This is a genomic window from Thioalkalivibrio sp. ALE20 (assembly GCF_000381405.1).
Taxonomy (GTDB): domain Bacteria; phylum Pseudomonadota; class Gammaproteobacteria; order Ectothiorhodospirales; family Ectothiorhodospiraceae; genus Thioalkalivibrio.
The window spans coordinates 253,214-272,539 of sequence record NZ_KB906474.1; the positions used below are offsets into that span (position 1 = coordinate 253,214).

Genomic DNA, 19,326 nt, shown 5'->3' on the forward strand with positions numbered 1-19,326 from the left:
CCGGTCGAGCCCGGACCCTCCCGGACTCGCCAGCACGCGGGCCCCGCTCCGGCGGGGCCCTTTTTGTTGGTCCCTGCCCTCCGCCCGATCGCAACGCTGAAGCCATGGCCGAACCGAACCTGCCCTCCGCCCCCCGCGCCGTCTTCCTCGACACGGCCACCGTCGACCGCGACGACCTGGACTTCGCCCCGCTGGACCTCGCCGCCCCGGGCTGGGTGCGCCGGGAACGCACGCCCGCCGACCCCGACGCCATCAGCGAATGCCTGGACGGGGCCGACATCGCCATCACGAACAAGGTGGTCCTCGACCGCGGCGTGCTCGGACGCAGCCCGCGACTCAAGCTGATCTGTGCGGCCGCCACCGGTTTCAACAACATCGACGTGGCGGCAGCGCGCGAGCTCGGCATCGCCGTGACCAACGCCCGCGACTACGCCACCGACTCGGTGGCCCAGCACGTGATGGCCCTGCTGCTGACCCTGGTCACCCGGCTGGACGACTACCGCGCCGACATCCGCGCCGGGCGCTGGAGCGAGTCCGACCAGTTCTGCCTGCTCGACCACCCCATCCGCACGCTCTCGGGGATGCGCATGGGGATCGTCGGGCGCGGCGTCCTCGGGCAGGCCACCGCGCGCCTGGCCGAGGCCTTTGGCGTGCAGGTGCGCTACGCCCGCAGCCTGCGCGACGCGGAACCCGCCGCGGATCCTGCCGCGGACACCGTGCGCGTCCCCCTGCCGGAGCTGCTGGAGACCAGCGACGTGATCTCGCTGCACTGCCCGCTGACCGACGCCACCCGCAACCTGATCGACGAAGACGCCCTGGACCGCCTGGGCCCCGATGGCCTGCTGATCAACACCGCCCGCGGCGGCCTGGTGGAGCCGCGGGCCCTGGCCGAAGCCCTGCGCGAGAAACGCATCGCCGGCGCCGGCATCGACGTGCTCGAGCCGGAACCGCCGCCGCCCGATCATCCCCTGCTCGCCCCCGACCTGCCGCGCCTGGTGCTGACCCCGCACACCGCCTGGGCCGCGCGCTCGGCACGACAGGCGGTGCTGGAGGAGATCGCCGCCAACATCCGCGCCTTCGCCGCCGGCGAGACGCGCAACCGCGTTGACTGAACGCGCACCGGGAGCCCGCATGGCCGCCAGCGACCCCACCCCCGAACAGCGCATCGCGACCCTGGAAGAACGCCTGGCCTATCTGGAATTCAGCCAGGAGGAACAGGCCCGGGTACAGGCCGAACTGCAGCAGGAGAACCAGGCCCTGACCCGGCAGATTGAATGGCTCCACGGCCGCCTGCGGGCGCTGGAAGCCGCCGCCAGTGATGGCAGCGCAGGCGGGCAGGACACCCCCGAACCCCCGCCGCCGCATTACTGACCGCGGCCCCCGTCGATGACCCTCGAACTGCGCCCGGTCCCGGAAGACGATCCGCGCGCCCGGGAGCGCACCCGGACCCTGCAGCGCCGACTGGAAGCCGCCGGCTACGTCCATGGCGGCGACGCGGCGCTGACCCTGGAAGTGGAAGCGGACCGCCTGAGCCTGGTTCTGCAACGCGGAAAGACGCCCCTGCGCCTGACCCCGGACTTCGTGCGCGGCCGGCAGGGCTACCGCCACGCCCGCGCGGCCCACGAGACCCTGGTGCGCGCGGTGGGGCGCGTCGGCGAGCACGCGCACATCGTCGATGCCTCCGCCGGGCTCGGTCGCGATGCCCTGCTGCTGGCCGCGCGGGGATGGCGGGTGAGCGCCTTCGAGCGGCATCCGGTCGTCGCCCTGTTGCTGGAAGATGCCCTGCAGCGCGCCGCGCACGCCGGCGACCCGGCCCTGGCCGCAAGCGCCGCCCGCGTGCACCTGTTCCCGCAGGCATTCGCCGCCGACGCCCTGCCCGCGCCCGCCGATGCGGCGGTGTTCGACCCGATGTTCCCGCAGCGGCGCAAGAACGCCGCGGTCAAGAAAGACATGCAGATCCTGCAGGCGCTGATGGAGGCCCCGGACCCGCATCCGGGCCAGGCATCCCGGGCGGAAGACACTGAAGAACACGATGCCGCAAGCGATACGGAAAGCGACGCGGCCGCCACGCTCGCCGCGCTGATCCCCGCCACCCGAGGGCGCGTGGTGGTCAAGCGCCCCGCCGGGGCCGCCCCTCTGCCCGGCACCACGCCGGTCTCCGCCATCCAGGGCCGCGCAGTACGCTTCGACCTCTACCGCGCCTGATCGGCCAGGGGGCTGGCCTCCTACAGGCCGAACCCTGCCCCCCGTAGGAGGCCGGCCCTCCGGCCGATTCCCCGTCCGGCCAATCCCTGCGCCCGATCGGCCAGGGGGCTGGCCTCCTACAGGCCGAACCCTACCCCCCGTAGGAGGCCGGCCCTCCGGCCGATTCCCCGTCCGGCCAATCCCTGCGCCCGATCGGCCAGAGGCTGGCCTCCTACAGGTCGAACCCTGCCCCCGTAGGAGGCCGGCCCTCCGGCCGATTCCCCGTCCGGCCCATCTCCCGCGCCGGATCGGCCAGAGGCTGGCCTCCTACAGGCCGAACCCTGCCCCCCCGTAGGAGGCCGGCCCTCCGGCCGATTCCCCGTCCGGTCCATCCCTGCGCCGGATCGGCCAGGGGGCTGGCCTCCTACGGGTCGAACCCGACCTCCGGGATCAGGAGCCGCCGAGGATCAGCCGTTCCCCGTCACCGTGCAGCCGGTATTGCGGGATCTCCAGGTTGCGCGCCCCGGGCTGGTCGCGGAACACCCGCCCCGCGGCGTCGTAACGCCCGCCGCGACAGCGGTCCTCGAAGCCGCCCGGCCAGCCGTCGGCCTGTTCCGGATGCACCAGGTCCAGCTCGCAGCCCAGATCCGCGCTTTCGCCGTAGACCACCAGCCAGTCCGGCGTGAAGCTGCGCTCGGGCAACGCCAGCCCCTCCGGCTGACGCCCGCGCCGCGCCTGCGGATCGCGCAGGGCCTCCGCCTCGACCGCCTCCAGCGACTCCAGCAGCGCCGCATCGCGATGCACCACCAGCACGTGCCGTCCGTTCCAGCGCAGCCGCTTCACCTCGCCCGCCTCGATCTCCGCCAGATCCAGGCTCCGCGGCTCCGGCCCCGAACCGCCCGGCAGCGACACGAACTGCGCGGAGAACGCCAGCGCCAGCGCGACCACGCCACCCAGCGCCATCAGCTTCAGTAGCACCCGCAACCGCAGTCGCCGCAGTGCGGTTTCCGGATCCGGCGAAGAACGGAGCACGATGACGTTACCTCCACAACAAAAGATTGCCAGAACCCACTGCAAACGGTGCCCCGGCCCTTCACGGGGACGGGTCAGCGGCATACACTACCGGCATGCCTACCTCCAATCGAGAATCCATCCGCAACGACCGGCGCTACGTCGGTCTCCACAACGACCTCTACGGCGGCATGACGCCGATCGGCAACATCATCCGGGATGCCTGGGTGTTCGGCATCCTGCCGGAAGAGCAGACCTGCGACGGCTGGGAGATCGGCCAGATCCAGGCCCTGCAGAGCCAGGTCAACGCCAAGTGGGACGAGTACGGCCTGCGCCCCTCGGCCCTGCCGGAAGAGCTGCGCGAGCGCCACGAACGCATCCACAACGAGGCGATCGAGCGCGCCCGCGAACACGGCTGGGTCCCCGGCCGCGACATCGACAGCGACATGGACGACAACGGCTGAGCCGCGCGCGCCCGTCATGATCCGCACCCTGATCGTCATCGGCGCGCTGCTCGCCGCGGTAGCCGTGGTCCTGGGGGCCTTCGGCGCCCACGCCCTGGAACAGCGCCTGTCCGAACGCGCCCTCAACACCTGGCACACCGGCGTGCAGTACCACTTCATCCACGCCCTCGGCCTGCTGCTGATCGCCGCGCTGTGGAGCCAGCTGGCCACCGGCTGGGCCACCGCCGCGGCCGTGGCCTTTGTCACCGGCATCCTGCTGTTCGCCGGCAGCCTGTACGGCCTGGCCCTGGGCGCCCCGCGCATGCTGGGAGCGGTCGCCCCCGTCGGCGGTACCCTGTTCATCCTCGGCTGGGTCGGCGTCGCCATCGCCGCGTGGCGCGCAGGTGGATAGGCAACCGCTCCGCGGCGTCCCTATAATCCGCGCCATAGCCGTTACAGCCCATTCCGAGCGGGAGATCCCATGAGCCAGCCTTCCTTTGCCGTCTTCGCCGAACAGACCCTGGACGACTTCTACGCCCGCCTGAGCGACCACCCCGACCTCGGGGACCTGGATATCGACCTGATCGACGGCGTGCTGACGCTGGAGTTCGAGGACGGCGCGCAGATGATCCTCAACCGCCAGGAAGCGGCCGAGCAGATCTGGCTGTCCTCACCGGAAGGCCCGGCGCATTTCGGCTACGACGAGGCCTCCGGCCAGTGGCAGAACGACCGCACCGGCGAGACCCTGGAAACCACCCTCGCCCGGGTGCTGGGCGGCAAGCTGGGCACGTCGATCGAACTCTGACCCGCCCGCCGCGCCGGAACCGGCGTCCTCAGGAACCGTCCCGATCCCCGCCCCGAGGTCCTTCCCCGGTTTCCCCGGTGGCACCGCGGCGGGACGGCTCCGCGGACTCCTCGCCCGGCTCGCCCGAGTCACCCGGCTGGCCAACGTCCCCGTCGATCGCCCTCAGGTGATTCTCCACCTCCGAGAGCACCGCGTGGGCGCCGTCTTCCTCCAGCGCCAGGTCCAGCGCCTTCAGCGGCTCCGCCGTCCCCGTCTCGCCGCGCAGCCCGGTGCGCGCCAGCCCCAGCGACACCAGCCGGAACTGGCGAAAGAACAGATATGCCAGCGTCGCCAGGATCAGCGCGACCCAGGGCTGCTCGTTGAAAGCCATCCAGGCCGCCACGCCATACGCCAGAAAGGTGATCACGAAGATCACCACGGCGACCTTGTGCGCCCGTGCCACGATGCGCTCGAAGACATCGCGGTGCTCGAGGATGAAGTCGGGTTCGAAGTGCATGGTCACCTCAGGCGGCCGGGGCCGTCGGCGGTTCGATCACCTCGGTGCCGCCCAGCCACGGGCGCAGGCGCTCGGGGATGCGCACGGAGCCGTCGGCCTGCTGATGATTCTCCAGCAGCGCCACCAGCGCGCGGCCCACCGCCACGCCGGAGCCGTTCAGCGTATGCACCAGCTCCGGGCGCTCGCCCGCCTTCGGCCGGTAGCGCGCCTGCATGCGCCGCGCCTGGAACGCCTCGAAGTTCGAGCAGGACGAGATCTCGCGGTAGGCCTGCTGCCCCGGCAGCCAGACCTCCAGATCGTACGTACGTGCGGCGGAAAAGCCCATGTCGCCGGCCGACAGCAGCATCACCCGGTAGGGGATCTCCAGCGCCTGCAGCACCTTCTCGGCATCACCCAGCAGGCCTTCCAGCGCCGCGTCCGATTCCTCCGGCCGGACCACCTGCACCAGCTCCACCTTCTCGAACTGGTGCTGCCGGATCAGGCCGCGCACGTCGCGGCCGTAGCTCCCCGCCTCCGAGCGGAAACAGGGGGTATGCGCCACCATCTTCAGCGGCAGCTCCTCCGCCTCCAGGATCTGCTCGCGCACCAGGTTGGTCAGCGGCACCTCCGCCGTGGGGATCAGCCGGAACTTCTGCTCGCAGTCCACCGAGAACAGGTCATCGTCAAACTTGGGCAGCTGCCCCGTGCCCACCAGTGTCTCCGGGTTGGCCAGGTACGGGACGTAGGTCTCCTCGTAACCATGTTCGCGGGTATGCAGATCCAGCATGAACTGCGTCAGCGCGCGGTGCAGCCGCGCCATCTCCCCGCGCATAACCACAAAGCGCGCGCCCGCCACCCGGGCCGCCCCCTCGAAGTCCAGGCGCGCCCCCGGCTCGCCCAGCTGGATATGATCGCGGCAGTCGAAATCGAAGCGGGTCGGCTCGCCCCAGCGGCGCACCTCTTCGTTCGCGGACTCGTCCAGGCCCTCGGGCACGCCCGCCTGCGGGAGGTTGGGCACATGCAGCAGCAGATCGTGCAGCTCGGCCTGAATGCCCTCCAGCTCGTCCTCGCAGCCCTTCAGCTCGTCGCCCATGCGCGAGACCTCCGCCTTCAGCGGTTCGATGTCCTCGCCACGCGCCTTCGCCTGCCCGATCGCCTTCGACCGCGAATTGCGCTCCGCCTGCAGCTCCTGCGTGCGCACCTGCAGCTCCTTGCGGCGCGCCTCCAGGCGCTCGAACCGCTCACGGTCCAGGGTAAAACCGCGCCGCGCCAGCGCGGCCTCGGTAGCGTCCAGATCCTGACGCAGACTGCGGATATCCAGCATGGGTTAAGCCGTCGACCAGTAGTAGTGGAAACCGCGCAGTTTAAGCCAAACACCCCGCCCCGTGCAGGCCGACACCGCGCAACCCCCCTCCCCAGTGGAGGCCGGCCCCCCTGGCCGATCGGCCCGAACCAGGCACCGGATCGGGCTGCAGGAGCGGCCTCGGCCGCGAACCGCACAGCCCCATCGGCCAGAGGGCTGGCCTCCTACACCGACAGGAGCGGCCTCGGCCGCGAACCGCACCGGGCCCGACTACCCGGGGCTTCCCGGGCGAACCACTCCAGCACATCCGCCAGATGCCAGAGCGCCGACCGGCCCTCGTGCAAAGGCAACGGGAAACTGTCCCGGTGGGTCTGCACCAGCTTGCGCATGTTCTGCCGGGAAAAGCCGAACAGGTCGAGGGTACCGATGATGCCGGCCGCAACGGCACTGAAAGGCGCAATCGCAACCGCCGCCGCCAAACCCGCCACCGCAATCACCAGACCGTAGCGCTGTCCCCGACGGTCCTTTGCAATGGCGCCTTCCAGACCGCGTTCCCGCATCCGATGGGCATGCGCCTGCTCATCCACGGCCATCTGCACGATTGCGCGGCGTGTGACATCGTCGAAACGATTCAGAAGATCGGGGTGCGGCAACGGCCCGCTGTACGACTCGTGGCGCGTCGCCGCCATCACCAGCTCCGGAGATTCGGCGGCAAGAAATCCCGCAAGCCGACGCTGCTCGTCCAACGACAGGGCACCGGCCTCCAGCCGGTCCACCAGTTCCTCCAATGTGCCGCCCTGGCTATCGGGCGTATCCGCCCCGTTGTCAGGCCGGCCCTCCGGTGGCCTTTCGCTCATCTTTCTTCTCCATTCCCTGGTCGGTCTGCGCGCGATTGATCCCTTCACGCAACCGTTCACCAACGTTGCCCCAATGACCGGCAACTCGTTGCTGCAACGAACCGGAAGGCATAAAGTCCGAGTAGTCATGCGCCGGCCACACTTCCATCACCGAACCGGCCGCAAGCCACACCCTACGGGCATCTCGCTTTTTCATTTCCACCTGCACCGCCTCCGTGTTTAGCCCCGCCGATACCTGCGTCTATCTTGGCTCACCACAACAGCACGCACAAATTCATGGCCCGGGAGGTCGCCCGGCTTCCGGGAGCCCGTCTGCGACGACACACAGAGCGGCCTCGGAAAACCTCGGGTAACAACGCGAGCGTGTACAGCGATCAGTGTTTCCTTAAGGGGATGCCCCGTCCGGGGCTTCAGTGCACCCAGTCTTCGTAGCGCAGGCCTTCGATACGGCAGAACTCGCGAGTATTGTTGGTGACCAGTATGCAATCGGTCGCCATGGCGTGAGCCGCAATGGCGGCGTCATTGCCACCGATGGGCATACCCGCCGCAGCCAATCGGCTGCGAACCTCAATGGCCCTGTCGATCGCAGCAGCATCCCACGGCAGGATCCCGTCCAGGCGCTGAACGAATGCCGTAATGATTTCTCCCAGACGAGGCGAAGCCTTCTTGCCGATCTGGCCATACCGCATCTCGGCATAGGTCACGGCGGAGATCACGATCCGGTGGCCCTGCTCCACCTCACTTTCAAGCCGCTTCAACACCACCAGGGGCCGTTCACGGATGATGAACGAACAGATGCAGGTGTCGAGCATGTACTCCCTCACAGCGTGAAGCGCCCCTCGTCCTCGACAACCTCCGGCCGCTCCCGAAGGAAATCGGCATCGGCCTTGCCGACCTCGGCGAAAGAGAGCCAGTCGGGACGCGCCGGGCGCAGCGTGATCGAATCACCGTGCTTGATGATCTCCAGCTCCGTCACCCCCTGGAACTCCAGGTCCCGAGGAAGCCGCACGGCCTGATTCCTGCCATTTTGGAAGATGGATACGGTTCGCATACAAAGCCCCTCACGAAAAACGATCCTCGTGAAACGGTAGGCCAAAAGCGGGCATATGTCCACATATGCCCGCGTCACAAAACCACGGGTTCCCTGCAGGAAGCCAGCTCCACGGCTGCCCCAATACGTCAAAGCCGCCTTCAGCGCGGCCCACCTGTTGCCGCAGCACATCCCGTCCCTGCCCGGCCACAATCTCCCGGCTTGCTGCATCCACCAACAGATGGACAAGAACATAATACGCTGCAGAGACCGCCCGTCGAAAACTGGCCTGGCGTGGCCGTCTCGGTTCGTGGGTCGCGAGCTGTCGGGCCTGGTTGAGCAAATCCCTTTGCAAAGACATCCGTCGCTCCCGTCAGCGATTCCACTCACTCGACTCTCTCACACGAACGTACGCCCAGAGGCCCGGTACCTGGCTTGATAAATACTCCCGTATGCGTTGCCGCAACGCCGCCAGTGCGGGCTGCACCTCATCCTGCGGCGGAAATTCCAGCTCCAGGACAATCCAGGCCCAAAGGGCCATGTCGTCGTCGGCGTCCGGGCCCTCAGTCAGCTCGATTGCCCGCACCCACTCCGGCCTTTCAAGCCGGTCGACGCCCTCGCGCAAATCCTCGAGCGACACCGTGCTGGCCAATAAAGTCATATCGGATACTCTTGGGGGCCGATCATGGAGACTCAGGCGACCCGAACCTTCCGGGGTCTGGCGCATCAACACGGACAATCCGTGCGACGGGCTTGCCAGCCCGTGCAATCACGACCGGCTCCCCCCCCGGCTCACCTTTTCCAGCAGGCGAGAGAGATGCGTCTTGGCCTCGTGGATATTGACGGTTTCGTTCATGCAGCGCCCCGCTGGATATAGCTAAACCAGCCTAACCTTTCCGGAGGGGCACCACCACAAGGGCGGCCGCGCCCCCGAAGCCGGATCAATAGCCGGCTTCGGGGTCAACCGGCGTGACCGGTGGCTGCCCTGCCTGCAGGGCGCGGGCATTGCGGGCGAAGACTTCGAGGGCCCGTTCCATGTAGTGCGGCGAGGTCCCCGAGACATGGGGCGTCAGCAGCACGTCCGGTCGCGCCCACAGGGGCGACTCCGGAGGCAGTGGCTGCTCCTCGAACACATCCAGTGCGGCGCCGCGCAGCCGCCCGGCATCCAGGGCCGCGACCACGGCACCGTCATCCACCACGCCGCCCCGCGAGATGTCGATGAGCACCGCGCGGGCCGGCAGCCGGGCGAGGAAGGCAGCATCAACGAGATGACGGGTTGCACCCGTGAACGGCAGGCAGACCACCAGGTAATCCACCTCCCCGAGCCATGCGTCGGCCTCTTCGAGCGAGATCACCCGCTCCGCGGCCTCCGATGCGCGGGGCCGACGCTGCACCCCGATGATCCGCATATCGAAGGCACGGGCGCGGCGGGCCACCATTTCCCCGATATGGCCCATCCCCAGGATCATCACCGCGCGGCCGGTCAGCTCGTCCAGCCAGGCGCGCTCCCAGCGATGTTCCCGGGACTGTTCCACAAAACGGTCGAAGCCCTTGGCGAAGTGCAGCATCGCCCCCAGCGCGTATTCGCTCATCGGTGCGCCGTGGACCCCGCTGCTGCGGGTCAGGGCCACCCCCTCCTTGTTGAAGGGCATGTCCCAGATCTTCTCGACCCCCGCCGAGAGGAAATGGATCCAACGGTAACCACCCAGCCGATCCAGCGCCTGCACAAGCCACGGCAGCGTGGGGGTAATCACCGCATCAAAGTTCGCTCCCCGCGGAACCTCGTCCGGCCGACCGGCCATTACGATCTCCGCCTCGGGCAGTGACCGTTCCAGATGAAGCCGCACCGCCTCCGCCTGACCCTGCAGCACGTCGGCCTTCTGCAGCAGCAGAACCCGCCGGATGTTCATGCGTCCGCCAGTGCAAACACCCGCTCGCGCAGACGGGCGCGATTGCGCTCGAAGAAATCGGCTCCCTCGCAGCGCAAGGCGCTCTCACACTCGCGCAAACGCAGCAGCTCCTCGCGCAGCCGTTCCGGGTCCGCCCGCTCCTCTCCGGGTCCCCCGGTACCACGAAAGCTCCGCGAAAGAATCACCCAGTCCGACCCCAGGCGCACGTGCTCAGCGAGTATCCACTCCGCCGGCACATCGCCATTCCCGATACGGCCAACCCCGCCAAACCCGAACGGCACGCCAGCCTCACGGCACATCCGCGCCGGTTCCTCCAGCATGCCCCCCGCCAGGGGCTCGAACAGGAAATCGAGGCCGGCCGCCAGGGTGAGATCGTTGAGGCCAACATGCACCTGATCCCGCGCGCCAAGCTGCCCCACATATAGCGGCAACCTGGCCAACGCGGCAGGGGTCTCCACGAGGACCGTGACCGGAACGCGACCATCCACCTGCCGCAGAAAATCGTCGACCTCGCCAGCAGACACGAACATCGGCAGCATCAGCCGCTGCGCCCCCGCCTCGATCGCCGCCTCCACCTCATGTGCAGTCTCCGGTCCGGGCGGGTTCACGCGGACCATCACCTCCGCCCGGTCGACACTCCCGGCCACCCGTTCCACGTCTTCCAGCGTATGGTTGGCCCGATGCGCGTTCAGATGCCCCTGACGCTCCTGCTTCCCGCGGCTTTCCATGTCCACAAATACCCGGTCCACCCCGGAACGCTCCGCCGCACGCGCGGTTTCCGGATCACCGGTGATAAGCATAAAACGCAACGCATCTCCCCTTATCGATCGTCCCGATCTCCGTCCTGCTGCAAGGAATCGCGGTAGGCCCGCCAGTTCTGCCCCGGCGTGCCATACACCCCGCGACCGGTTGCAACCACGTAGACCGTGCGCAGAATCAGCCACAGGTCGTACACAACCCCGCGCCGCAGGATGTACTGGGCATCCGCCTCCAGCTGCTGCAGCCAACCCAGGGTCCGCCGACCGCGAACCTGTGCCAGCCCCGTCAGGCCCGGCCGCACTTCGAATCGAATCATGAACTGGCGCGGCACCACTTCCACCTGTTCCGGTAACACCGGCCGGGGCCCCACCACGCTCATGTCGCCACGAAAGATGTTCCACAGCTGCGGCAGCTCATCCAGACTGGTGGCCCGCAAGAAACGCCCCACCCGCGTGATCCGCGGATCCTCACCCTCGCTCACCACCTGTTCACTGTGCTGGTCGATCGCATCGGGATCCCGGTCCACCATCGTCCGGAACTTCAGCACCCGAAAAGGCTTCTGATCCCGCCCGATCCGCTGCTGCCGGAACAACACGGGCCCCCTCGTGTCCAGCTTGATGGCCACTGCGATCCCCAGCAGCAACGGCGACAGCAGCACCAGCGCCAGACCACTGGACAGCAGGTCAAACAGGCGCTTCAGAGCATCGCTCATACCAGCTCCATGGCCCGCAGTATCTTCTGATTTACCTTACGGACATCATACTTATCCTTCGCCAATTCGCGTGAGGCGGCTCCCATACGGCCGATCAGGTCGGGCTTTTCCAGGAACTCTTCCATCTCACGCGCCAGGGACGAGGAGTCCCGCGGGGGCACGAGGAAACCGTTCCTGCCGTGTTCCACGGTTTCCCGGCAGCCCGGCGCGTCCGTAGTAATGATCGGGCGGCCGATGCTCATCGCCTCCAGGACCGAACGCGGGGTCCCCTCACGGTAGGAAGGCAAGACAAACACCGACGATGCCGCCAGCCACCCACGAACATCCTTCACACCGCCCACGAATTCCACCACCCCCTCGGCCTTCCATCGCTCGACCTCGGCGGCGTCTACCGCATGAGGCAGGTCCGGATCGTGCGGGCCCACGGCCACGAATCGCGCTCCCGGCCACCGGGCGTGTACGTGACGTGCGGCCTCCACGAATTCCGCCACGCCCTTCTCGGTCAACAAACGCCCGATGAACAGGAACACGGGCGGCCCTTCCGGCAGCTCGTGCGGCGCGAACCGCTCGGTATCCACCCCGGAGCCGTTCACCAGAACCGCCCTCTCCGGGTCCCGAAGAATCCGGCGCTGAATAAATTCTTCGCGGTCATCGGGATTCTGGAAAAACACGCGGGAAGAGCGAGCAACCCCGTACCTGTACAGCCGCGTACTGATCGCCCGGATCACCCGAGTCTTCGGCGAGAAGGTGGTGAAGGCATGGCCCAGCCCCGTAATCATCGCGTAAAACCGCTTCACCCCCGCCAGGCGAGCCGCCAGAGCACCATAAACGACCGGCTTGACCGTGTACCCGAACACCGCTTCGGGCTGCGTCGCCCGCATAATGCGACGCAAGGCCCGCACGGTCCTCAGGTCCGCGAACGGATTCAAGCTGGTACGCGCCATCGGAAACTTGTGGATCTCGATCCCGAGCTCCTCCACTTCCGGCAGGTAATCCTTCTCCGGCACCGCGGCGCCAACCGTAAGCCCCCTTGATGTCACCTCGCGGATCAGAGCCCCCCGGTTGGCAATCAAAGAGCGCGCATTCCCTGCAACAATCAAAAGGTTCAAATCTCCCCCAAGCCCATCATCCGGGCAGATATATGCTGAAGCCTATAGGTCAGTGGCGCCTCCTGACACCCCCCAATACATACTATAGCTTTGGAGTAGTTTCGCGCGCGAGCGCGCTCCTACAGGCGTAGATCCGCCGCCTCCGCCGGCAGGGCCGACTTCACGTCAAATACCACGGCATTCTCGCGGCCCAGGCGGCGCACGCCCTCGCCGCCCAACGCCACGACCTCGCGGTGCGGCACGGCCAGCACCACCGCATCGTACGCCCCGGCCTCCGGCTCGGCCTCCAGCAGGTCCAGGGCGTATTCCTCGCGCGCCTCGGCGGTATCCACCCACGGGTCCCACACGTCCACCTGTGCGTTGTAGCCCTGCAGGTCCGCGATGATGTCCACCACACGGGTGTTGCGAACATCCGGGCAGTTCTCCTTGAACGCCAGCCCCATCACCAGAATACGCGAGCCCACCACCGGGAAGCCCTTGCGGATCATCGCCTTCACCAGGCGGTCGGCAATATGGCCGCCCATGCCGTCGTTCACGCGCCGCCCGGCCAGAATCATCTCGGGATGGTGGCCCACTGCCTGGGCCTTGTGCGTCAGGTAGTACGGGTCCACCCCGATGCAGTGCCCGCCCACCAGCCCCGGCCGGAACGGCAGAAAGTTCCACTTGGTGCCCGCCGCCGCCAACACCGCCTCGGTATCCAGCCCCAGCCGATCGAACAGCAGCGACAGCTCGTTCACCAGCGCAATGTTCACGTCCCGCTGAGTGTTCTCGATCACCTTGGCCGCCTCGGCCACGCGGATGCTCGGCGCCCGGTGCGTGCCCGCGCGGATGATGCGCGCGTACAGCTCGTCCACAAACCGCGCCACCTCCGGCGTAGAGCCCGAGGTCACCTTTACGATGTCCGGAATACGGTGCGCCTTGTCCCCCGGGTTCACCCGCTCGGGGCTATAGCCCAGGAAGAAACCCTCGTTCAGCACCAGGCCGGATTCCGCCGCCAGCACCGGCGCGCAGTCCTCCTCGGTGGCCCCCGGATACACCGTGGACTCAAAGATCACCACGTCGCCATCCTTCAGCGCCCGCCCCACCGTGCGGCTGGCTGCCAGCAGCGGCCCCAGATCCGGCCGCCGGTGCGCATCAATCGGCGTGGGCACCGTCACGATGAACACATTGCAGCCCGCCAGCGCCGCCGGGTCCGCCGTCATCTCCAGCTGCGCGGCCGCCGCCAGCTCCTCCGGCCCCACCTCCCGCGTGCGGTCATGCCCCCGGTTCAGCTCCGCCACCCGCTGCGCGTCGATATCGAACCCCAGCGTGGGCAGCACCCGCCCGAACTCCGCCGCCAGCGGCAGGCCCACGTAGCCCAGGCCGATCACTCCGATGCGTACATCCTCAAAGTCCTTCATATCCATTCCTTAGCCTCTGAATCCACCCCATGCGCCGTAGGAGCCTGCTCGCAGGCGAAACTACTTCCCCCCTTCATTCCCCACCGCCGCAACTCTCAGCAATCAACCGCCCGTATTCCGAACCCCATTGCTGGGTACCAAAGTGCTCCACCGCATACTCGGCGGCGCGTTGCCCCACCTCATCCAACTGCTTTCGATTCTCGAGGCACCACCCGATCCTGTCCGCCCAGCTTTCCGCGCTGTCCATCCCCAGAATCCACCCGGTCTCCCCTTCCGTAACGACTTCCGGCATCCCCCCGGCCTCACTTGCCAGCACAGGCAGGCCGATAGCCATCGCTTCCTGCACCGTGTTGGGCACGCCCTCGTCACGAGAGGGCATCGCCAATACGTCCGCGCCCGCCATCAGTTCGTGGACATCCGAGCGCCAACCCAGGAACTCCACTTCCTCCTCGAGCCCCGCGGCGGTTACCTTCTCCTTCAGGGACCCGGCATAGTCCTCTTCGAACACCCCGCCGGCCAACTGCACTCGAATCGGTCCATTCGGGCGTGCCTGCCGTACTCGGACGAGCGCATCAATCAATAGCTGCTGATTCTTCCGGTCACAGATGGTGCCGACCTGCAGAATCACGAAAGGATCGCCCTCCCGGCACTCCCTCGCCATTCGCTTGGCCCGGAACGGTTCCAGAGATGGCAGGTCGATCCCGGGAATGATCGTCTTGAACTTTTGCCGGTACCGCCCGGCCAGCCCCGGGCCAAAAATCGCATCCGGCGCAGCCGAATACTGGAATACCACGCGTTTGGCCGCCCACAGCCCCAGCCGATGCAGCCAGCGCACCGGACCCCGAGAAGGCAACTCGTAATCCACGTCCCAGACCAGAGGCCGCCCGCTCAAAAGCGCACCCAGCCCCGCGAATGCAATACCCTTGCTGCTACGAATCCACACGACATCGGCACCGTGCTTGGGAATCTTCCACGCGATGCCCAGGTTTTGCACCAGCAGGCTGAACAACGCCTTGAGGCGGAATATGGCATTGCCCCCGAACAACGCACCGTGACGTTCGCGGAGCACTCCGACCGGCTCCACTGCTACCGTTTTCAGCCCCAGTTCCTCCGCTGCCCGGAACAGCTCGCTGTCCCGCTGCGTGGCGATACACATGTCGATGCCTTGCTCACGCAGGACGGAGGCAAGGGTCAGCAAGCGCCGGGGCGCACCCGTGAGCCCGCCCGGGGTCGGCATGTAGGCAAACACCCTCATTGGCCGCCTTCCATTCCAGCGGGGCGTGGAACAGATGCCTCCCCCAGCCGTACCCGTTCCACCACGCGAACGAACAGGTAAAATCCGAGCACAGGAACCAACGCGTGAACAAAGTTGTATATTTGGTTGCTACCCGGCGCTAAGAATACAATTAGGTAAATATAAATAGGAATGATGAGGGGGTGGTCGGCGTTAGCACGATAAACCGACCCCGCAAACCGCAAAACTCCACCAAAAAGCAGAAAAGCGAGCAGAATACCTGCATAGGAGAAGTTCCAATAGGCCTCACCGACAACACCTGTCGGTATACCCGTAAGCGGATTCCCATAAATATAGGTGGCATTCAGTTTTCCGGCTGCATCTGGCGTGTCCCCCGGCCATAATCTGCTCGGGATGACGACAAAGGGAATCGAAAGGTAGGACTCGCCAAAAAGATGGTCAACACGCTCGGGCACGCTCCCCAGAACGGCAATCTGCCCATTATTGGTTGTGCTGCGCCTCACCATTTCTTCATAGCCCGCCTCGGCGCTGGACCAAAACTCGGCCTGAAACTCTACATCGGCTAGGGTGTCTGCCCCACGGGTGGCGGCGCGGAATTCGCCCAACAGACCGATAAGCACGATGGCGATGCCCGCCGCCACCCAAAGCGCCCGATACGGTATCGCCCTGTGCCGCAGCCCCCAAGTGAGGGCGATCAGAATGAGTGGCCATATCGCGCTGCCACGCGAACCGGTAGCCACAAAAACCAGAAAGGCGGCAAACAGCGCCACCAGCCAGAATACTGGTCTCTTTGCCGCATCCTGGTCGAACGCCAACCAGACGACCGGAGCGACCGTGCCCACGCCCGCCAGGTAGTGCCAATGGCCCCCAATCTCCGCCGCGATGCGCTGATCCGAGGCAATGCCCCGCTGGAGCATGAGATTACCCAGGCTGCCCGCCTCCATGGCAAGGATGGCCACCGCAGCCGTCGGGAGCACCATCCATAGGACGGCCGCTTTGGCCAACCGCCTTGGCTGTGAAGGCTGGCGCAGACTAGGTACCCGGATATTACGAAACAGACCATAGCCAACGTACAGGGCAACCAATGCAAGCGCCTCCAGAAGAAACGACTGCGCCGCAACCAATTCCAGCTCCGTCCGGCTCATGCCCGCCAAGGCTCGGTGAAACTCCAGCCCCGTTGCGCCCAGGACGGCATCGCCCGTAAGCAGCGACCGCAATCCGGTCCAGGTCGCGTAGAAGAACAGGGGGTGAAACAGCCCCGGTGTACGCAAAAAGGCTCCGAACAGCGGCAAGGCCAGCACGCCCACATAGACAAGGAACGCGCCAAAAAGCAGCGGATGGGACCCGCTCTCGCTCCCGAACGAAACAATCCCGCTGAGCACCACAATCAGCAGCAGCCCGCCAATAAATGCGCCGCGTTCCAGCGGCAGTAGCGCCAGATACGGGCTATCGGGCCGCCTGCCCCGGATCATGGCTGCACCTTTACTTCGGCAGCGTTCGGCTCCGAGTTTCCGGCGCGATCTGCCGCTTCGGCGACGAACCGGTCCCTCAGGGCACGCTCATCCGCAAACGCCGCCTCCAGCTCCGCACGAAACTCCGGCGAAAGCGTCTCCTTCGCCTGGGCCCGTTCATTCAGCCGCCCGAGACCGAACCCTTTGTTGATACCCAGCGCAACACGTATGCGCCCACCCAGCCGAAGCGCCTTCTGCACCAAACGGCTCCGGTGGCCCCTGGCCTCGTTCGCCGGTGGAAAATGCTCACGCCCATCGTCATCCACCCCGATATGGTTCAACACCCGCCGATACTCCCGCGACGGATCTGCCTGCATCCATTCCAGCGGCACATGTAGCACACGCTCCGCCGGTACCTGCGCATACAGCCGCTGCAACAACGAGCCCAGGCTGCAGGCCGCGAAATACTGCAGAAATGCCGGCTCAGTACAGTCCTTGGGCAAATGCCGCCCGGCCGCCCGGTCCTGCTGCAGCCGCCAAGCCGCCTCGAACGTCGGCTGGTCCTCGTGCAGAACCCGCCGGTTGTGGTGGTAGAGTGAATGAGCCATCGCCACCGGATCCCGCGTCATCACGACATACCGGGCCCTCGGGCGTTCCCGTTCGATATTCGCAACGGCCTCCTTCGAAAACAGATACCAAGTCGATGCCTCTCCGATTGCCCGGTGTACTTCCGTCACCCCTTCAAAGAGCCCTGCGTAACGATCCGCCGATAGAATAGTCCGATTGCCGAGGTCAGTGCTGTAATAGTGCGGTTCCTTGATCGGCGCCATACATACCTGCGGGTGTTGATCCAGCCAACGCGCAAGAGAAGTGGTGCCACATTTGGGCGCCCCAATTACGCAAAAAAACCGAAAGCCCCTCATGTGGTAACCCCTTGACTATTTACAACCCAAGCGCACACGATCAACCTAGCCTACTAAACATGTCCACCCATGCCCGACCAATTACGTTTTTGTCATAATATCGACGCACAATATCCCGACCCATACCCCCCTGCTCGCCCCTTTCTTCCGGGCTCAAAGCCAAGGCTAACAACGACTCCACCCAATCCTCCTTGGTGACCGCGGGATACCCGATATTACTAAGCCCAAAAAGCTCTCCATTCATGCCTACCGGAGAAGCCACAACAGGCTTTCCACACGCCATATACTGAAGCATCTTATATGCGCACTTCCCTTTCTCTCGAACCGAATCATAAAGCGGCATTATCCCGATATCCATGTTATTTATGCTTAAGACTTCGCTTTCTTTGGACCAAGAGGTGAAAACGACATTTTCCGCCCTAAGAGAAGGCAACCTCGGCTCTCTGTCCGACACCACACTCAGCTTGTCCTTAGGACGAATGTCGAAGTACTCCTTTAGCGCACACTCTATACTTTCCAGCTGTCTTAACGTTGCAGCGCTTCCAATCCAACCAATAACCAATCTGTCTGGATCAGTCGCCGCCCGCTCATCAGGCCTAAATCGTTCCGAATCAATTGCAGTAGGCAAAATCCAGACCTCCCTGGCATATTCGGCATACCAGTCGCGCAGATACCGATTACCCACAACAACAACATCTACCTGCTTAGCCAATGCTCTACATGCGCCTCCCCCCGGATACACCGCGTGGACCGAGTCGTCCACATCTAAAACGGTAGGGCGCTTGCAGAACCGCTCCAGTGTCCGCGCCCGGCTCCACATCGGCTTCTGAAAGAGACACGCATCATATTTTCCTTGAAAGCATAGAGATTTCGTTCGACGCCCCGCATCCGCGAGCGCCACTCCCCCTCGACTCAATAACCCTTTACCGGCACCAGCCGACCTCTTGTAGTCTTCATCTATGTAAATCCCATGATCCTGCAACACCGGGATCAGCTGCCTGATACGGAAGCGGGCAGACGGGGTATTTCGGCCGGCAGTATAGGCTTTAACCTTCATACCAAACACCCCGCCTTGGAACAAAAACGATCTTGATTGCGACCACAAGCCTCACCCTTGCTTTGCGTCGATCAACGCACCATTAGCGATAGCACTCGGCATGCATAAACCTAACACCAAGACGATCTTTGTCCGAGACAATCGGCTTTCCTTCGATCGAGCACTCTGGCCACTCGATACCCAAATCAGGATCATCCCAACGGATGCAGCGCTCATGCTCTGGCGCGTAGTAGTCGGTGCACTTGTACTGAAACTCAGCCACGTCGCTGGTGACGTAGAAGCCGTGGCCGAAACCCGGCGGCACCCACAGCTGGCGGTGGTTCTCCGCGGTCAGCTCCACCCCTACCCATCGTCCGAAGGTCGGCGAGGAACGGCGCAGATCCACGGCCACATCGAACACCGCCCCTACCGTCACGCGTACCAACTTCCCCTGCGGTTGACGAATCTGGTAGTGTAAGCCGCGCAGGGTCCCCTGCACGGAGCGACTGTGGTTATCCTGCACAAAGTCGAGGTCGAGCCCGGCCTCGGCGAAGGTGCGCCGCGACCACGATTCCATGAAGAAGCCACGCGCATCGCCAAACACGGCAGGCTCGATGATCCGCACGTCCGGGATACTGGTTTCAATCACCTTCACAACACTTC

Annotated in this window: 23 protein-coding genes and 2 pseudogenes; 6 read left to right on the forward strand and 19 right to left on the reverse strand. The window is 65.5% G+C overall.

Annotated features, from left to right (window positions below):
* Nucleotides 1-104 precede the first annotated feature (104 nt).
* From F790_RS0108345 to F790_RS0108355, 3 genes are read left to right on the forward strand one after another with little or no spacing between them, the layout of a single operon-like run.
* Complete coding sequence (locus tag F790_RS0108345) at nucleotides 105-1,112, forward strand: NAD(P)-dependent oxidoreductase (RefSeq protein WP_019591364.1); 1,008 nt, start codon at nucleotides 105-107, stop codon at nucleotides 1,110-1,112.
* A 19-nt stretch (nucleotides 1,113-1,131) separates the two neighbouring features.
* Nucleotides 1,132-1,371, forward strand: a complete 240-nt coding sequence (locus F790_RS0108350) for a SlyX family protein (RefSeq protein WP_019591365.1) — start codon at nucleotides 1,132-1,134, stop codon at nucleotides 1,369-1,371.
* Nucleotides 1,372-1,386: 15 nt separating this feature from the next.
* Nucleotides 1,387-2,205 carry a class I SAM-dependent methyltransferase gene (locus tag F790_RS0108355; protein WP_019591366.1) on the forward strand — a complete coding sequence of 273 codons (819 nt, stop codon included), beginning with the start codon at nucleotides 1,387-1,389 and terminating at the stop codon, nucleotides 2,203-2,205.
* Nucleotides 2,206-2,634: 429 nt separating this feature from the next.
* Here the strand turns inward: F790_RS0108355 and F790_RS0108360 are convergent, their stop codons facing one another.
* Nucleotides 2,635-3,216, reverse strand: coding sequence for a ubiquinol-cytochrome c reductase iron-sulfur subunit (locus F790_RS0108360; RefSeq protein WP_026332903.1), 582 nt, complete (start codon nucleotides 3,214-3,216; stop codon nucleotides 2,635-2,637).
* Nucleotides 3,217-3,311: 95 nt separating this feature from the next.
* On the opposite strand from F790_RS0108360, the gene F790_RS0108365 reads away from it, so the two are divergent.
* The 3 genes from F790_RS0108365 (at nucleotide 3,312) to cyaY (ending at nucleotide 4,443) form a co-directional block, all read left to right on the forward strand.
* Entirely contained in the window at nucleotides 3,312-3,659 is a 348-nt protein-coding gene (locus F790_RS0108365; RefSeq protein WP_019591368.1) for a hypothetical protein, read from the forward strand.
* Between the two features lie 16 nt (nucleotides 3,660-3,675).
* A complete protein-coding gene (locus F790_RS0108370; RefSeq protein WP_019591369.1) occupies nucleotides 3,676-4,050 on the forward strand; it encodes a DUF423 domain-containing protein in 375 nt (124 codons plus the stop codon).
* Between the two features lie 69 nt (nucleotides 4,051-4,119).
* Nucleotides 4,120-4,443 (forward strand): iron donor protein CyaY, encoded by a 324-nt coding sequence (gene cyaY, locus F790_RS0108375; protein ID WP_019022818.1) that lies wholly within the window; start codon nucleotides 4,120-4,122, stop codon nucleotides 4,441-4,443.
* Nucleotides 4,444-4,471: 28 nt separating this feature from the next.
* Here the strand turns inward: cyaY and F790_RS0108380 are convergent, their stop codons facing one another.
* The 18 genes and pseudogenes from F790_RS0108380 to rfbC form a co-directional block, all read right to left on the reverse strand.
* Nucleotides 4,472-4,939, reverse strand: coding sequence for a collagen-like protein (locus F790_RS0108380; RefSeq protein WP_019591370.1), 468 nt, complete (start codon nucleotides 4,937-4,939; stop codon nucleotides 4,472-4,474).
* Nucleotides 4,940-4,946: 7 nt separating this feature from the next.
* Nucleotides 4,947-6,242 (reverse strand): serine--tRNA ligase, encoded by a 1,296-nt coding sequence (gene serS, locus F790_RS0108385; protein ID WP_019590447.1) that lies wholly within the window; start codon nucleotides 6,240-6,242, stop codon nucleotides 4,947-4,949.
* A 203-nt stretch (nucleotides 6,243-6,445) separates the two neighbouring features.
* Entirely contained in the window at nucleotides 6,446-7,009 is a 564-nt protein-coding gene (locus F790_RS13790; RefSeq protein WP_018871240.1) for a DUF2335 domain-containing protein, read from the reverse strand.
* A gap of 37 nt (nucleotides 7,010-7,046) precedes the next feature.
* A complete protein-coding gene (locus F790_RS14480) occupies nucleotides 7,047-7,280 on the reverse strand; it encodes a hypothetical protein (protein WP_155984444.1) in 234 nt (77 codons plus the stop codon).
* Between the two features lie 208 nt (nucleotides 7,281-7,488).
* Complete coding sequence (locus tag F790_RS0108395) at nucleotides 7,489-7,890, reverse strand: type II toxin-antitoxin system VapC family toxin (protein ID WP_038036639.1); 402 nt, start codon at nucleotides 7,888-7,890, stop codon at nucleotides 7,489-7,491.
* A gap of 8 nt (nucleotides 7,891-7,898) precedes the next feature.
* The gene (gene vapB, locus F790_RS0108400; protein ID WP_026332904.1) at nucleotides 7,899-8,129 is read right to left on the reverse strand and encodes a type II toxin-antitoxin system VapB family antitoxin; all 231 of its coding nucleotides are present in this window, start codon (nucleotides 8,127-8,129) and stop codon (nucleotides 7,899-7,901) included.
* 352 nt (nucleotides 8,130-8,481) lie between these two features.
* Complete coding sequence (locus tag F790_RS0108405) at nucleotides 8,482-8,769, reverse strand: hypothetical protein (protein ID WP_019591372.1); 288 nt, start codon at nucleotides 8,767-8,769, stop codon at nucleotides 8,482-8,484.
* A 52-nt stretch (nucleotides 8,770-8,821) separates the two neighbouring features.
* Nucleotides 8,822-8,964: pseudogene (locus F790_RS14820) on the reverse strand (type II toxin-antitoxin system Phd/YefM family antitoxin); the annotation flags it as partial.
* 85 nt (nucleotides 8,965-9,049) lie between these two features.
* On the reverse strand, nucleotides 9,050-10,018 hold the full coding sequence (locus F790_RS0108410) for a D-2-hydroxyacid dehydrogenase (RefSeq protein ID WP_019591373.1): 969 nt from the start codon (nucleotides 10,016-10,018) through the stop codon (nucleotides 9,050-9,052).
* Nucleotides 10,015-10,818, reverse strand: a complete 804-nt coding sequence (locus tag F790_RS0108415; RefSeq protein ID WP_019591374.1) for an aldolase/citrate lyase family protein — start codon at nucleotides 10,816-10,818, stop codon at nucleotides 10,015-10,017. The genes F790_RS0108410 and F790_RS0108415 overlap by 4 nt, the downstream gene beginning before the upstream one ends.
* Before the next feature lie 20 nt (nucleotides 10,819-10,838).
* The gene (locus F790_RS0108420; RefSeq protein ID WP_019591375.1) at nucleotides 10,839-11,489 is read right to left on the reverse strand and encodes a sugar transferase; all 651 of its coding nucleotides are present in this window, start codon (nucleotides 11,487-11,489) and stop codon (nucleotides 10,839-10,841) included.
* Nucleotides 11,486-12,598: pseudogene (locus F790_RS0108425) on the reverse strand (glycosyltransferase family 4 protein); the annotation flags it as partial. The pseudogene F790_RS0108425 and the gene F790_RS0108420, both read right to left, overlap by 4 nt.
* A gap of 119 nt (nucleotides 12,599-12,717) precedes the next feature.
* Nucleotides 12,718-13,998 carry a nucleotide sugar dehydrogenase gene (locus F790_RS0108430; RefSeq protein WP_019591377.1) on the reverse strand — a complete coding sequence of 427 codons (1,281 nt, stop codon included), beginning with the start codon at nucleotides 13,996-13,998 and terminating at the stop codon, nucleotides 12,718-12,720.
* Nucleotides 13,999-14,071: 73 nt separating this feature from the next.
* Entirely contained in the window at nucleotides 14,072-15,253 is a 1,182-nt protein-coding gene (locus tag F790_RS0108435; RefSeq protein WP_019591378.1) for a glycosyltransferase family 4 protein, read from the reverse strand.
* Entirely contained in the window at nucleotides 15,250-16,725 is a 1,476-nt protein-coding gene (locus F790_RS0108440) for an O-antigen polymerase (RefSeq protein WP_019591379.1), read from the reverse strand. Before F790_RS0108440 ends, F790_RS0108435 begins: the two co-directional genes overlap by 4 nt.
* Nucleotides 16,722-17,627 carry a sulfotransferase gene (locus F790_RS0108445; RefSeq protein ID WP_038036626.1) on the reverse strand — a complete coding sequence of 302 codons (906 nt, stop codon included), beginning with the start codon at nucleotides 17,625-17,627 and terminating at the stop codon, nucleotides 16,722-16,724. The genes F790_RS0108440 and F790_RS0108445 overlap by 4 nt, the downstream gene beginning before the upstream one ends.
* A 40-nt stretch (nucleotides 17,628-17,667) precedes the next feature.
* Nucleotides 17,668-18,339, reverse strand: coding sequence for a glycosyltransferase family 4 protein (locus F790_RS14215; protein ID WP_198004659.1), 672 nt, complete (start codon nucleotides 18,337-18,339; stop codon nucleotides 17,668-17,670).
* Between the two features lie 427 nt (nucleotides 18,340-18,766).
* A complete protein-coding gene (gene rfbC, locus F790_RS0108450; RefSeq protein ID WP_019591381.1) occupies nucleotides 18,767-19,318 on the reverse strand; it encodes a dTDP-4-dehydrorhamnose 3,5-epimerase in 552 nt (183 codons plus the stop codon).
* Nucleotides 19,319-19,326: the final 8 nt, after the last annotated feature.